We start from the raw sequence: 14,826 nt of genomic DNA, 5'->3' as shown, positions 1-14,826 counted from the left end.
ACGGAGAAAAGCCTCCTGTGACGGAGCCGGAGAATCCTGACGGAGAAAAGCCTCCTGTGACGGAGCCGGAGAATCCCGACGGAGAAAAGCCTCCTGTGACGGAGCCGGAGAATCCTGACGGAGAAAAGCCTCCCGTGACGGAGCCGGAGAATCCTGACGGAGAAAAGCCTCCCGTGACGGAGCCTGAGAATCCCGACGGGGAAAAGCCCCCTGTGACGGAGCCCGAGAATCCCGATGGGGAGAACCCCGGCGAGACCGAAGAGCCCCCCTATTTTGTGGATGAGGAAGGGAACAAGGTCGACAAGGACGGTTATCTGGTGGACGACGAGGGCAACCAGATTCTGGATGAAAACGGAAACCCCGTGAAGGCCGAGGACAAGGATAAAATCCAGGGCGATCTGGAGGATATCAACAAGCCGCCTCTGACCCCCGAGGAGCAGGAAGCTCTGGATGAGCTGGGCGGCAAGGCCGACGCCATTACCGGCGAGACCAGCAGGGAAGAGCTGGAGGCCATTCAGAACAGCCCCCTGTACGACCGGCTGACCGCGGAGCAGAAGAAGGCCGTGGAGGACGCTTTGGCGGCGCTGGCGCTGCTGGAGCAGCCTGTGATTCCGCCGGTGGGCGGGACGCTGTATGAACGGCTGATGGCGGCGGCGTCCCTGGAGGAGTACGACGCTATCTGGAACGAGGCCGCCGCCGACGAGCGGAACGCCCTGACCGCCGAGGAGCTGGCTGCGCTGGAGGCCCACCGGGCGGCGCTGGAAGGGGTGGAACTGCCTCACAACGAGGGCTACATCCCCTATGTCACCCCTGAAGACAGCGTTAATGTCGGCCCCCTGGTGGCTTCGAAGGCGAAAGAGACAAATACCCTTGGCCCACAGAAGACCCAGCGCAGAGCCATGGCCAGGCAGGTCGACCCCGACAGCGATCCGGTACTGCCGGGCAATAGGGTCGAGGGCCTGCATACCAAGAAAACTTATAATGCGGCGACAGGCGAGCTGACCATCGAGGCCTATGCCGAAGCTACTGTGAAGCCTGCCGATATCGTGCTGGTGCTGGATCAGTCTGAGATGATGAGCTACTGCAATGGGTGCGGTCAGATGATCCCCAAGGAAGATCACATCGGCGCCGGGCACCTTATCTATGACGGACAGAAATGCGGGCACTCTCTTAAAACTGATAGACTGACTGATAATTATGTCAAAACAGTGAACGGCGTCGATTATTACCAGTTTAGAAGTGGGACAGAGGCGATGACCGCTATGAATGGGCTGGAGGCGAAGGACTTCAAAACCTTAGCTGGAGGCAGCGAATGCAGCAAAGGTATTGGTGATCACACATTCGGACGCATGTGGATAGCAGGCGTTGATAAAAGTGGCAATATTACAGGAGACCATATTGGCCGTGACGGTTATGTCGGTGTGACGAAAAAATGCGAATTTTTCGGAAATGAGACATACGACACCCGTGAGAAGGTCATGGAGGAGGCTGTTAATGAATTCTTAAATACGATGGCCGAGAAGAACGACCAGATTTCTGAAGAGGCGTATAAGCACAGGGTCGCTGTAGTCGGCTATAACAATGATGCTGAGACTCTTCTTGGAATGCAAGTTATTAGCAGCACTCCTACGATAGGCTATCAAGTGGAGAAAGAAACCACAAATAAACCTTCAACGGGTTTGGACAAGGCAAAAGAGATTCTGGATAATGCAGATTATACAGGCGTAGAGCGCGATCGGATTGTGATTCTCTTCACCAGCGGACGCCCGGGCGAGAAGACTGATTATAGAGCGGCGCTGGTCAGCGGCGGCACGGCGTTTGATTCGACCGAAGCTGCGGCTATGCAGGATGCGGCAAGCGCATTGGGTGAGACAACACTTTATTCTATTGGCGTGTACAGCGGAGCGAGTAGCAGTTCTGAGAATCAGGACAGCAGCTATAAGACTGTTCCGAAAAGCGACGATAATCTGGAACAGAACGCGAACGGTGAATGGGTGCCTCCCGTCTGGGATAATCAAGCATCTCGATACGCAAACCATCTTTTGACTCAGATTTCCAATGGCGGCTTTTCTTCCGCTTCCAATACGGAGACCTTGCAAAGCGTGTTTGAGGAAATCGGCAACCAGATTCAGGCGAAGGTCGATCTGACTAACCCTGTTCTGCAGGACGTGATTTCCCAGTACTTCAAGATTTCGGAGAGAGGCAATGTTTCCGCGGAGGCCGTGAGCATGACCACCAATGGGGGAGCTGAGCCGGTGGATGTTGAAGTCAACGGCAAAACAGTGAAGGTAGTAGACTTTGATTTCTCCGCCGCAGAGAACGTGGTTCTTAAGGATAAGAACGGCAATATGCTCAGAGGCCGGAAGTTGGTTGTCACCATTCCCATTGAGCGTGAAAATGAATTCTGGGGAGGCAACAACGTTCCTACAAACGTTACCAGCCAGTCCGGTATCTTTGACCAGGGCGGGACTGTATGCGTCCAGGGTCTGAAGAATGAAGAGGGGGAGGTAAAGTCTCCCAGGACGGACGTTCCTCTGCTGGATGTTCAGCTGATTCCCCAGGATGTGAACATCTATTACAGCAACCACGCCCCCGGTGCGGATGAACTGCACAAGGGCAACAAAATCCGGGTTCAGTACGCAGATGGGAAGTGGGATGATGTCGATTACAGCACCCTGGGTTGGCGAACCGACTACGCGAAGCTGAACACTCCGGCGGTGCTGGACCCCGATACTCAGGAGATTTCCAACATCAAGGACGGCGAATATACCGTGAGCCGGGTGGTCGAGCCCACCGAGAGCGGCACTGTCGTGAATGGGACGGCAAAATTTGCTGAGGGCAAAAAGGCCAACGTCAACGTCTTCACTCCTACCGTCAGCTTCGGTGATATGCGGACGTATTTGACGGTTGTAGCGCCGGTTGAGGAGCATATGCCTGAGAGCGTGGTTTGGAAGCACAGTGATGTCGTGGCTGATTCTGTCGAAATGGTAGGCAAGGCTCCCGAGCTGACCTATGATATCGTCGGCCGGGTGAACGCTCAGAATGGCGAAGGCACAAACCAGTATGACCGGGATTATTACGCAATAGTTAAAGCGGTGCAGGGAAACGACACAGATATTCCACTTGATAAGGTGACTTTCGAGCACCATCCCTGTGATGACATTGTCCGCTCTATCAACTTTGAGCCCAAGATTGGTCAGTTCCTGGTCCATGTGTTCAAGCCTACCGTGACCTTCCAGGATACCACTACTTATAAGGGTATGCCGGAGTTTATAGCGGAGGAATACAGGGCAAAGGATTATGTGAAAGTGGAATGGGCTTACATGAACAATCTTGCGAAGGTTGTTGCGGCACTTCCCGAGGGAACGCCTCCTGAGCTGACATTCGACTTCATGACGGATTCTGCCAGCCTGTATGAGGAGCTGTATGTAAAAGACACGCCTGTGACCGCGAAGGTTACTAAAATCGGCAATATAGAAAAGATAGACGGTCTTGCGATTGGCAGCTTTGTTTACTGGAATTGGCAGGCCAATTCCGACAGTACAGGCGGCTGTACCACAAGCTGCGCCAAGCCCGCAGACGCTAATTTTACCGTACATGTAAAGACCTGTACACTGAACATCGAGAAACAGATTACAGGTGGCGTGTACAGCGACAAGGACAGCTTCCTGTTCAAGGTCAAGGGCAGCGGCAATCCTCTGGCGGACCAAGTTGAGATGGACGTCTTCATTACCGGCGCGGGCACAAAGACCATCACGGGCCTGCCTGTGGGCAACTATAGCGTGACAGAGGACAGGAATTGGTCCTGGCGGTATGAAAACACAGGTTCGACGGGTGAGTGGGGGATGGATGCCGGCAAACCGGAAGCTACCTATACGTTCACAAACCAACTTGTGAATGAAAAGTGGCTGTCCAGCGAGGACTTCAATCAGAACGACTTCCTCTGTGTGAACGAGCCTAAAGATGATCCCACAGGCAGAGTTGGCGACGCGGCTGCTCCGGAGGAGCGCGAGACCGGCATCAACGACGAAATCCCCAACGAACCGATGGAAGATTAAGGAGGTGACCAGTTATGTATAGAGGAAAACGAATCAAGAAGCTGAGCCATATGTCAAAGCGGGCGGTGCTGCTGGTGCTTTCGCTGGTCATGATCCTGTCCGTTTCCGTAGGCGGCACCCTGGCCTATCTGATTGCCCAGAGCGAGACCAAGACCAACGTGTTCGAGCCCGGCGAAGTGACCACCACCACAGAGGAGGACCCCTTTAAAGGGTCTATCAAGGAACATGTCTACGTCAAATCCTCCGGCACCAGCAATGTGGACGCCTTTGTCCGCGCTAAGATTGTAATTACCTGGGCGGATAAAGCCGGCAATCCCATGGGCGATCCGGTGACAAAGGAGATGTATAATCTGAAGCTTGGAGCGGACTGGGGAACTAAACCGCAGGTTGATGGTTTCTACTACTATGATAAGGTATTGGTGCCGACGGCGAACGGCGGACCCGGCAGAACCACGGACCTGATTGAGTCCTGCACGGTTGTTTCCGGTGTGGGCCCTGTGGGCGCTCATCTCCAGGTGACCATTCTGAGCCAGTCCATCCAGGCGGATCCGAACAAGACGGCTGTGAGAGAAGCCTGGGGCGACAATGCGGCGGATTATTGGACTCCCGATTATCCCGTTGAACCCACTACCTGAAGGAGGCGGACAACATGAAAACGAAAAAGATTTCCCGTGTTCTGACCGCCTTCCTGGCCCTGGCCCTGGCAGTGAGCCTGACCAACGGCGCTCTGGCGGTCCGGGGAACCCTGGCGGTTCAGTCCGGCGTGACCCTCTATGAGGAAAACGGCACGCCCCGTTTTACCCTCAACACCAATGGCAGCGGCGCAAACCTCTTCCAGGACGTGTTCAAGGAGCTGATGCCCGGCGACAGCCGGACGCAGACCGTCCAGTTGAACGTGGGCAGCCTCCGGCAAAGCTACAACGTGTATCTCTATGCCCGGGAATGCGCCGCGGACGAGGGCGGCGTCCACGTTAAGCACGTGGACGGAAAGAAGGACGATCAGGGCCTGCTGGAGTACCTGACCATCCGCGTCTACCAGGGCGAAGGAGAAAACCGGAAGCTGATCAGCGACGGTCTCAAGGGTGACATCGGCGCGGTGAACCCCGGCCAGCTGGGTCAGGAGCCCGCCACCAACGCCGGCGCCCTGCTGGGAAGATTCGGCCCCGGCAGCAGGCAGAGCGAGACGCTGACGGTGGAGCTGAGCGTTGATATCGAGGCCGGAAATGAATTTGCCGACAAGGCGGCCTATATCGACTGGGTTTTCTATGCCGACACGCTGGCCGATGTGCCTGACCGTCCCACGCCTCCCGGCGGAGGCGGTGGCGGTGGTGGAGGCGGAACGCCCACCCCGCCCCCCGCACCCGCTCCCGATGTGGAGATCGAAGACCCCGCCGTCCCCCTGGCGGAGACGCCGCCTCCCACTGAAGAGGAGATCGAGGACGAGGGCGTGCCTCTGACCGGAATGCCTCCGGAGACCGGCGACACCGCCATGATGATGGTCTGGCTGGGTCTGGCCGTTCTGAGCGGCGGCGGCATGATCGTCCTGATGACCACGGGCCGCAGGTCCAAGGAAAAAGCGGCGCGGTAAGCGTACTTAAAAAGATATCCGGCTTTCGCCGGATATCTTTTTTTGCGTTTTTTGCTTTTTTGCGCTTTTGCGCTCCGGCGGGCGGTTCCTTGGGTCGGGGGCATGGGCGGAAAAGCAGCTGGGCGGGCCTCAAATGGGGGAGGCTCCGTCGGAAAGCGTTCCTTTTACGGAAAGGCACGGGAGCACGTTCCTGTTTCCGGCGGGGAGGGGTGGCAGAGGCCGCGGGCGGAAAAGGCAGAAAACCCGGCCGCCCCATGTGGACAGCCGGGTTTTTGTTTTCGTTCAAGGTTCTTGGGGACCAAGGGACTTCTTTCCGCAGGGTCTGCGCTCAGGGAGTTGCTTCGGGGGGCTGAGCGTCCTGGAGGTTCTGGTCGCTCAGGACGTCCTGAACGTCTTGGGCATTCTGGATGTCCTGAACGTTCTGGGTATCCTGTGTGTCCTGGCCTTCCTGAAGCTCACCGCCGGGGTCCGGAGCGTTCGAAGCGTCCGAAGCATCCGAAGAAAGGCCGTCCTGTTCCCCGCCGGAACCGCCCTCGGCGTCAGGCTGGGGAGCCGGGGGCAGAATCTCGATGCCCCAGTCGATTTCCTCCTCAGGCGGAGGAACTGGCATCCCGGCGGGAGGCTCGGGTTCTGGTTCGGGAGTGGGTTCAGGTTCGGGCTCCTCTGGCGGGGGGCCTGCCTGATAGGCCTGAACCACCCAGCGGGTGGCGTGGCCCTGGCCGGTGCAGGTGGACAGGGTGAGAATCTGGTCGTTGACCGTGGGAACCAGTCCGGTGTCGATGACGGACTGGGAGAGGCAGAAGTCGATGAATTCCTGCTTGGACTGATCGCCGGGGAAGCTCAGCCGGTAGGTCAGGCCGGAGGTGCTGACCTCATAGGCGGCGAAAATGCTGTATTTATGGCTTCCGTTGTCGTCGGTGATGTAGACGCAGGGGTGGGATTTCCAGTAGCTGAGATTTTTGTAGTATTTCAGAGAACCGAACATGGTGCCGTTCCGCATCCGGTGTCCGTAGACGATGGTGTTGAAATCGCTGAGGTCTTTGCGGTTGGTGCTCTCCAGGAAGATGGAGCCCACCACGCTGTAATTCTTCTTCCAGGTGTGCCGCAGATACTGGTCATTGTCCCGGCCCTGGAGCAGGGGATAGGAGATATTGGTGCCGGGCACCAGCAGCCAGCCCAGCACGTCGGAGTTGATTTCCCGCAGGGCGGAAAAATCCATGTTCCGCAGAAGATCGGCGTAGGGGTCCACGTAGACCGGGGCCGGCTCCTCGGAGTCGGGGTCCTCCTCCGGCTGGGGAAGGGGGTCCAGGGTAGGGGGCGGCAGAGCGGAGAAATCCGGTTCTCCCACCAGGGTTTCCGCCTCCTCATACGCCTCTTTTCCCTTCTGCCGGTCCAGCTCGTTCCAGAGCAGTCCGCAGAGACTGCCCACAAAAATCAGGGCGAACACGATTGTCAGGATTTTGCGAAGCCGCTTGTTCACCAGGCATCCCTCCATCAGTAGAGTCCAGGCCCTCCGGGGGCGGGCCGGACTCTATTATAACACGCCTCAAACCGGTTTTCAATTGCCGGAGGGCGGGGTTTTTGCCGGTTTGCCTCTGTATATTTTCGGGAAAAGGGGGCCAAATAGAGACGGGAAAGGAGGAGTTTCATGAAAATTGATCCTAGAAAAGCGGCAATTGTAGGCTGCGGTCAGGTGGGGGCGTCCATCGCCTTCCGGTTTTTACAGCAGGGGCTGTTTTCCCGGCTGGTGCTGCTGGACGCGAACCGGGACAAGGCGGAGGGAGAGGCCATGGACCTGCGGGACGGCCTGCCCTACGGCGCGGCCATGGAGATTACGGCGGGGGGTTATGACGATCTGGCGGACTGCGCCCTGGCAGTCATCACCGCCGGGGCCAACCAGAAGCCGGGGGAAACCCGGCTGGACCTGATTGGAAAAAACACGGAGATTCTCCGGTCTGTCCTCAGGGAGATCACCGCCCGGCAGTTCGGAGGCATCCTGCTGGTGGTGTCCAACCCGGTGGACGTGCTGACCTACGCCGCGTGGAAGCTGTCGGGCTATCCCAGGGAGCGGGTCATCGGCTCCGGCACCGTGCTGGATACCGGGCGGCTCAAGCAGCTCCTGGGGGCGGAGCTGCGGGTGGACAGCCGGAACATCCACGCCTTCATCATCGGTGAGCACGGAGACAGTGAGCTGGCCGTGTGGAGCGAGGCCAATGTTTCCGGCCTGGCTCTGGAGGATTTCTGCCGCATCCGGGGCCAGGACCTGGGCCGGGAGGACCGGGAACGGCTCTATCGGGAGGTCCGGGACAGCGCCTATGAGATTATCCGAAGGAAGGGGGCCACTTATTACGGCATCGCCATGGCGGTGGGCCGGATTGCCGCCTGCATCGTCAAGGATGAACGGGCGGTGCTGCCGGTCTCCGTGGCGCTGAACGGACAGTATGGCATGGAGGGCCTGGCCCTGAGCCTGCCGTCCATTGTGGGACGGGAGGGGGTCCAGGAGATTCTGGAGATTCCCCTGAGCCGGGAGGAGCAGGCGGAGCTGGAGGCCTCGGCGGCCCAGATGCGGGAGGCTATCGGGACCTTGAACCTGTGAGCCCGCCGAAGGTCCCGGGCAGCTTGGTCCGCACCGGACAGGGCGGACACATCCCTCCCGGTGTGAAAGCAGGGAACGGCAGAAAGCGGCCGCGCCGAGGGGCGCGGCCGCGTTTGGGGTTATTCCTGAGAGCCTGTTTAATATCTCAACGTGTGCGTATTGGCGAGGGGATTTTTTGTCCTGCAAGGCAAAAATCCGCAGGCATCCTGACGGATGGCAAGGATTTTTAACGCAGTCAGGGCGGAAAATACACTGTCAAGACGTGCGCGGGGAGATTTTAAACAGGCGCCGAGACAGCAGGGCCCGGTCAATCAGCTCCAGGGCAATCTGAAAGGCGGCGATCCGCCGGGCGGTCAGGGTATGCTGGGATTTTCCCGGCGTCAGCTTTTCAAGGGCTTTTTCGCACCTCATCAGGGTGGAGGCGATGGACCGGCGGGCCTCCCGCAGCTCGTAGGCGGTATGCTCCATCAGGACCGGCCCCCCTTGCTCTCGGAGAACTGCCAGGCCTCTCTCAGCCAGTCCAGCAGCTCGCCGTCGATCTGCCCGGAGGCGGAGACGGGAACGTGGTGGGTCCAGCGGTTGGGATAGGGCTCCGTGGCGACGGCGATTCGGGGAGACTGCTTTTGATAAGAGAGGCCAAAGGTGACCAGAATGCTGTTCTCCGGCCAGTCCTTTTTCCGGCGGAGGGGCAGGGAGACGGCGGCGAAGAGATGCCGCCCGTAAAAGCTGATCTGGCTTTTCTGCACCTTGACCAGGGCGTCGGGGAATGCCTCCTCCAGCCGGCGGAACAGGTCCTCATACAGGGCCAGCTCCGGGGGCCGGCCCTGGAAAAAGCGCAGGACGTCGTCCATGTAGTATTCGGAATGCCGCATAGGGGCCTCCTTTCCGGAAACGGGATGGATTTGTCTGGGTATTTGGGAAATTCGCTCTTGTCAGAACGGGTCTGTATCCATTATAATAAAGAAAAGAGAGAAAGTCCAGCAGGAAACAGACTGCCGGACACCACAGATTCCCCGCGATGACCCGGCCCCCAGATGAAAGCGCCGCCGGAAAAGGCGGCACCAAGGAGGTGTACGGCGTGGCGGCCAACATGAAAGAGAAGCTGAAAAACTCGGCCCTGGTCCGGATGTTCCGCTCCGGACCGAAGGAGGAAGAACCCCCTGTACAGCCGGAGGCGAGAGAGGAACCGGCTCCCGAGGTTCGGGACGGGCCCCCGCCGCCGTCCCGGCACGAGCTCCAGCTGCCGGAGGGGCACGCGCTGAAGCTGCTCTGGCAGGACTACCGGGAGCAGCTGGGCTGGGCGCCCCGGCCCGTGCTGTATCTGGAGGAGCCGGGGGCGGAGATTCTGCCGGAGGACGAGGCGGAAAAGGAGCTGCGGCGGCTTCAGATGAAAATCAACGTCACGGCCAACCAGCGCCTGGACGCCGTCTATCCCCGGAAGAGCGGGAAGAAATCCGGAGCGCCGGGGGGACAGGAGGGGCAGGGGGAGCAGAAAACGCCGCCCTGTCTGGACGCCCAGGTGATGGCTGCCGTCTCCGGCGACGGGCTCACGGCGTGGCTGCTGGTCTATCCCCCTGTGGGGGCGGGCCGGAAGCTGGACAGGGCCATGCTGACAGAGGCTCTGGAGGAACAGAAGGTGTGCTTCGGCGTCGACGAAGCCCTGCTGGACCGCCTGCCCCAGGAGACGGAGCGCTATTTCCGCCTGTTTACCGCCGCCCGGGGGACGCCCCCTGTCCACGGCGCCGACGGGCGGGTGGTGGACCTCTTTCCCCGGACCACGGAACGGACACTGGCGGTGGATGAACATAACCGGGTGGATTACGCCTCGGTGGATTTTATCAGCAACATCGAAAAGGGCGGCGAAATCTGCCGCATCATAGCGCCCACCAGGGGCGTGCCGGGCCAGACGGTGGACGGCCGGGAAATCCGGGCCCGGGACGGCCGGGCGGCCACGGTGCCCAGGGGGCGGAATACCCAGCTCTCCGGGGACGGCGGGCTGCTGCTGGCCACCATGGCGGGCCATGTGGAGTTTAACGCCTCCTGCTTCCACGTCAAGCCCCTGATGGAAATTCCGGGGGATGTGGACTACTCCGTGGGCAACATCAATTTCCTGGGGGACGTGCTGATTCACGGGGATATCCGCAGCGGCTTCACGGTGCGGGCCATGGGCAGCATCACCGTGGACGGCGTGGTGGAGGCCTGCACGGTGGAGGCCGGCGGCGACGTGGTGGTGGCCCAGGGCGTCCAGGGGGACGACCGGGCGGTGATTCGGGCCCAGAGGAATCTCTATGCCAAATATCTGGAGAACAGCTGCATCTACGTAAAAGAAACCCTGCACACCGACAGTCTCATCAACTGTGACGTATACTGCGACGGCAGCGTGGAGGTCCGTTCCGGCCGCATGACCATTCTGGGGGGAACGGTGCGGGCTGCCCATGAGGTCAGCGCCGGCGTCATCGGCTCCCAGACGGAGAGCCAGACCAATATCCTTCTGGGGGGCCTGCCCTGCGGCAGCTTTGACTATGAGCAGCTGACGGAGGAGACCCGGGGGCTGGAGGCGGAGATGGAGACGCTGGAGCGCCGCCCGGACAGCCCCGACAAGCTCAGCCGCATGAGCCGCATCCGGATGCAGCTGATCGGAAACCGGGGCAGGCTGAAAAAGCTGGAGAAGGAGCGGGAGCGTCTGGAGTCGGACCCCAAGGGGCCCGGCGTCCGCCGCATGGCCTGCGACGTGGTCTACCCCGGCACCGTCCTGACCATCGGAGAGGCCAGCCACCGCTTTGAGCGCCGCCTGACCCCCTGCAACGCCGCTCTGGCCGACGGGGAAATCCGGCTGATTTGAGGACCGGGCTGTGAGGCGGAGGGATTTTTCCGCCGGAGGGCGGACAGGCGCGGTATCCATGGTTCAGATGAAGCGGGGGCGGGCCGGCGGCCTGCCCCCGTTGGTTCTGCTGGGGGAGGACTGCCCGATAAACTGGAATTTACCATTTTCCTTTAACAATTCGTCCGCCGACCAAAATGGCGGAAAAGATAACGGCGAAAAACAAGGACGTAATCCAGATTGGACTTAGTACCCACAACCAGGACCACGAAATCAATCCCGTTGCTTTTAATACGACAAAAATCAGCGTTAAAGTAACGATGGGGTCCATTCCAGACCGTCTAGCTTTCTTCTCCATACGCATAAACACCTCCAAATTTCGATTTGTTGAATGGATGATAGCACATCCTTTCTGTTATATCAATATGTATTTGCCGAAACCGCCGGAGTGATGTCCCGGCAGCGCTTATCTTAGAGCCTGTTTAAAATCCATCGAAACGCCGTCACAGGGCATCTTTTTCCGCCGATGCTGCGTTGGTTTGACTTGAAATCCGCCAGGATTCCTGCGTCAAACCGCCTTGCCCGGCAAAAAAATCTGCCCCAATCCGGCACTCCGCCGGATTTTAAACAGGCTCTTAGAAGAGACAATGAAAATCCCCGCTTTTCTTTTGGGGCAGACTGTGATATGATAAGCAGAGATACAATCAGGAACGGGAGGGAAGGCCGTGCCGACCATCAGCCCCAGCCGGGAGGACCCGGTTTATACCCGCATCCGGAATGCCGCCTCCCGGAACGCCCTGCCTCATGCCCTGCTGTTTACCGGCCCCGGCGACCGGCTGGCCGCCGCCCGGTTCGCCGCCGCCGCCATGGAGTGCGAGGGCGGAGAGGAGGGAGACGCCGCCCTCTCTCGGGAGGCGGCGCGAAGCGAAGCGAGGGAAACAAGAAAGCCCTGCGGCGTGTGCGCCGCCTGCCATAAGGTCCGGGAGGACATCCACCCGGACGTCATCACCGTCCGGGACGAAAAGCACAAATTCATCGGCGTGGACGTGGTGCGGGAGGTGCGGAAGGACGCCTACATCCGCCCCAACGAGGGCCGATGGAAAATCTATCTCTTTCCGGACGGCTCCCTGCTGACGGAGCAGGACCAGAACACCCTTTTGAAGCTGGTGGAAGAGGGCCCGCCCTATGCCGCCTTCTTCTTCTGTGTGGAGAACCCCGCCCTGATGCTCCAGACCCTGCGGTCCCGCTGTGTGGAATGGAAGCTGCGGGCCGCGGCGGAGACGGCGGCGGAGGCCCCGGAGGGCTGGGAAGCCCTGTGCCGCTGCGCGGCGGGACGGAAGCGCGGCAGCGCGGCGGAGCTGGCGGTGCGGCTGGAGAAGAGAGGGCTGTCCCGGGAGGAGCTGGCGGCGCTGCTGGAGCGCTGCCGGGAGGCTTTTTCCGCCGCTCTGCTGTCCCTCTACGGACGCCCCGCCGGAGGGGAGAACCGGGAGCTGGCGGCGGCCCTGGGGAAGGCCTTGACAAGGCGGCAGATCATGGGCACAATAGAACTGCTGGAGAAATACCGTAAGGAATGCGGCTATAACGTGGGCGCCGGCCATGTGCTGGGGGCCCTGGCCGCGGAATTGGAGGAGAGCTTTTGACAGAGGTGATCAGCGTCCGCTTTCGGGGCGGAAGCAAGAACTACTATTTTGATCCCAGGGGAACCCAGGTCCGCATGGGGGACCAGGTAATCGTCCAGACGGCTCAGGGCCTGGAGTTTGCCACCTGCACCCAGGGCAACCATGAGGTGGAGGACGAGTCCATCGTCAAGCCCCTCAGCCCCCTGGTGCGCATGGCCACGGAGAACGACCGCCGGGTGGTGGAATACAACCGGAAGAAGGAGAGCGAGGCCTTTGATATCTGCGAGCGGAAGATTGCGGATCACGGCCTGGAAATGAAGCTGGTGAATGTGGCCGCCAGCTTTGACAGCAACAAAATCGTCTTCTACTTCACCGCCGACGGGCGGGTGGACTTCCGGGAGCTGGTGCGGGATCTGGCGTCGGTGTTCCGGGCCCGGATTGAGCTGCGCCAGATCGGCGTCCGGGACGAGGCCAAGATGATCGGGGGCCTCGGCATCTGCGGACGGCCCTTCTGCTGCTCCCAGTTTCTGGACGGCTTTCTGCCCGTCTCCATCAAAATGGCCAAGACCCAGAACCTCAGCCTGAATCCCACCAAGATTTCCGGCACCTGCGGCCGGCTGATGTGCTGCCTGAAATACGAGCAGAACGTCTATGAGGACGCCGTGAAGCGGATGCCGAAGGTGGAGTCCTTCGTCCAGACCCCGGACGGCCCCGGCAACGTAAAGGGCGTGGACCTGCTGCGGGAGCTGGTGAAGGTCAGCCTGGACAGCGGCCCGGAGACCCTGAAGACCTATCATAACTGTGAGATCAAGGTCCTGCGCAACGGCAAGGGAAGCCGGGAGGGCATTGAGATTCCCGAGCGGCCCGCCCGCTATGTGGAGGAGCACGAGGAAGAGGAGCTGGCCCCGCCGGTGTTTGCCGCCCCCTTCTATATGAATTCCGACCTGGAGGAGGCCCCCCGCCGGGAGAAAATCGGTCTGGACGGCGGCGGAGACGGAAAGAACCGCCGCCGCCACCGGGGCGGCCGCCGCCGGGGTCCCGGAACCCCCCGGCCCGAGGGGGCCTCAAACGGGGGACAGGCCGCCCCAACCCGGTCCGGCGGCAGCGGCAAGAAGGAGCCCCCCCGGCAGCAGCCCCCCCGCCCCAAGGACGGGGAGCGCCCCGCCGCGGAGAACAAGCAGCGCCGCCGTCCCTACCGGGGAGGCCGCCGCTGGAACAAGGGCGGCGACCAGCCCAAGGGCTGAGAAGCGGAGGAGAGCGTTATGGGAAAATTTGACGGCGTGCTGCTGGCCAGCGATTTTGACAACACTTTGATTTATACCGAGGAGGCCCTGCGGACCGGCACGCCGGTGCCTCCGCTGCCGGAGCGGAACCGGAAGGCTCTGGAGTACTTCATGGCGGAGGGGGGACGCTTCGCCGTGGCCACGGGCCGGGCCCTGGCGGCGTTTATCCACTACGCGGAGGCCGTCCCCATGAACGTCCCCGGCGTGGTGTGCAACGGCGCGGCGATTTACGACTTTGAAAAAGGCGAGTATCTGGAGACCGCCATGCTGGACAGCTCCGCCCGGGAGCGGGGACAGACGGTGCTGGACCGCTTCCCCACGGTGGCGGTGGAGGCGTATCACATTGACAATGTGATTCACGCCGTGCACCCCAACGCCATCACCCGGCAGCACGAGCGCATCACAAAGGCGGCTGTCACCGAGGCCCCCAGCCTGATGGACGTGCCTCTGCCCCTGGGGAAGCTCCTCTTCGAGGCGGAGCACGAGACCCTGGAGGAGGTATTGGCCTTTCTCACCGCCCGGGGCTGGGCCGGAGACTACGAGCTGATTTTCTCTGTGTCCCACCTGCTGGAGATGACCGTGAAGGGGGCCAACAAGGGCGGCATGGTCCGCCGTCTGGCGGCCCGGCTGGGCGTCTCCATGGAACACGTCTACTGCGCCGGGGACGAGGCCAACGATATTTCCATGCTCACCGCGGCGAAGCAGGGCTTTGCCCCCGCCAACTGCGCCCAGGCGGTCCGGGACTGCGGGGCCACGGTGGTGTGCTCCGCCCAGGAGGGGGCCATTGCACAAGTGGTGGAGATTCTGGACCGGCTGTATTGAAACGCGCCGGAAAAGACGCATGCTGGGAAGGAGCCGGGA

General features: G+C 60.7%; 12 protein-coding genes. 8 read left to right on the top strand and 4 right to left on the bottom strand.

What is annotated here, in order from left to right:
• Window positions 1-17 precede the first annotated feature (17 nt).
• From Q0063_RS09795 to Q0063_RS09785, 3 genes are read left to right on the top strand one after another with little or no spacing between them, the layout of a single operon-like run.
• A complete protein-coding gene (locus Q0063_RS09795) occupies window positions 18-4,058 on the top strand; it encodes a hypothetical protein (RefSeq protein ID WP_297871797.1) in 4,041 nt (1,346 codons plus the stop codon).
• A 14-nt stretch (window positions 4,059-4,072) separates the two neighbouring features.
• On the top strand, window positions 4,073-4,693 hold the full coding sequence (locus Q0063_RS09790) for a hypothetical protein (RefSeq protein WP_297871796.1): 621 nt from the start codon (window positions 4,073-4,075) through the stop codon (window positions 4,691-4,693).
• A gap of 14 nt (window positions 4,694-4,707) precedes the next feature.
• On the top strand, window positions 4,708-5,646 hold the full coding sequence (locus Q0063_RS09785) for a hypothetical protein (protein ID WP_297871795.1): 939 nt from the start codon (window positions 4,708-4,710) through the stop codon (window positions 5,644-5,646).
• A 328-nt stretch (window positions 5,647-5,974) separates the two neighbouring features.
• On the opposite strand, the gene srtB is transcribed toward Q0063_RS09785, so the two are convergent.
• On the bottom strand, window positions 5,975-7,126 hold the full coding sequence (srtB, locus tag Q0063_RS09780) for a class B sortase (protein ID WP_297871794.1): 1,152 nt from the start codon (window positions 7,124-7,126) through the stop codon (window positions 5,975-5,977).
• 168 nt (window positions 7,127-7,294) lie between these two features.
• Between srtB and Q0063_RS09775 the strand changes: the two genes are divergently transcribed.
• The gene (locus Q0063_RS09775) at window positions 7,295-8,242 is read left to right on the top strand and encodes an L-lactate dehydrogenase (RefSeq protein WP_297871793.1); all 948 of its coding nucleotides are present in this window, start codon (window positions 7,295-7,297) and stop codon (window positions 8,240-8,242) included.
• A 255-nt stretch (window positions 8,243-8,497) separates the two neighbouring features.
• On the opposite strand, the gene Q0063_RS09770 is transcribed toward Q0063_RS09775, so the two are convergent.
• Window positions 8,498-8,710 carry a hypothetical protein gene (locus Q0063_RS09770; protein WP_297871792.1) on the bottom strand — a complete coding sequence of 71 codons (213 nt, stop codon included), beginning with the start codon at window positions 8,708-8,710 and terminating at the stop codon, window positions 8,498-8,500.
• The gene (locus Q0063_RS09765) at window positions 8,710-9,114 is read right to left on the bottom strand and encodes a DUF5655 domain-containing protein (RefSeq protein ID WP_297871791.1); all 405 of its coding nucleotides are present in this window, start codon (window positions 9,112-9,114) and stop codon (window positions 8,710-8,712) included. Before Q0063_RS09765 ends, Q0063_RS09770 begins: the two co-directional genes overlap by 1 nt.
• A gap of 206 nt (window positions 9,115-9,320) precedes the next feature.
• Here Q0063_RS09765 and Q0063_RS09760 point away from each other — a divergent pair, with 206 nt between their 5' ends.
• Window positions 9,321-11,084: a DUF342 domain-containing protein gene (locus Q0063_RS09760; protein WP_297871790.1), complete on the top strand. Its 1,764-nt coding sequence runs from the start codon at window positions 9,321-9,323 to the stop codon at window positions 11,082-11,084.
• A 139-nt stretch (window positions 11,085-11,223) separates the two neighbouring features.
• Here the strand turns inward: Q0063_RS09760 and Q0063_RS09755 are convergent, their stop codons facing one another.
• On the bottom strand, window positions 11,224-11,427 hold the full coding sequence (locus Q0063_RS09755) for a hypothetical protein (RefSeq protein WP_297871789.1): 204 nt from the start codon (window positions 11,425-11,427) through the stop codon (window positions 11,224-11,226).
• Window positions 11,428-11,788: 361 nt separating this feature from the next.
• On the opposite strand from Q0063_RS09755, the gene Q0063_RS09750 reads away from it, so the two are divergent.
• Genes Q0063_RS09750 through Q0063_RS09740 form a run of 3 tightly spaced genes read left to right on the top strand, consistent with a single transcriptional unit; the run spans window position 11,789 to window position 14,787 of the window.
• Window positions 11,789-12,703, top strand: a complete 915-nt coding sequence (locus tag Q0063_RS09750; RefSeq protein ID WP_297871788.1) for a DNA polymerase III subunit delta' — start codon at window positions 11,789-11,791, stop codon at window positions 12,701-12,703.
• A 5-nt stretch (window positions 12,704-12,708) separates the two neighbouring features.
• The gene (locus Q0063_RS09745; protein ID WP_367180356.1) at window positions 12,709-13,926 is read left to right on the top strand and encodes a stage 0 sporulation family protein; all 1,218 of its coding nucleotides are present in this window, start codon (window positions 12,709-12,711) and stop codon (window positions 13,924-13,926) included.
• 18 nt (window positions 13,927-13,944) lie between these two features.
• Window positions 13,945-14,787 (top strand): HAD-IIB family hydrolase, encoded by an 843-nt coding sequence (locus tag Q0063_RS09740; RefSeq protein WP_297871786.1) that lies wholly within the window; start codon window positions 13,945-13,947, stop codon window positions 14,785-14,787.
• Window positions 14,788-14,826: the final 39 nt, after the last annotated feature.

It is taken from the genome of uncultured Oscillibacter sp., from assembly GCF_947654275.1.
Classification (GTDB): Bacteria; Bacillota; Clostridia; order Oscillospirales; family Oscillospiraceae; genus Oscillibacter.
This window is presented reverse-complemented; position numbering and strand designations above follow the sequence as displayed.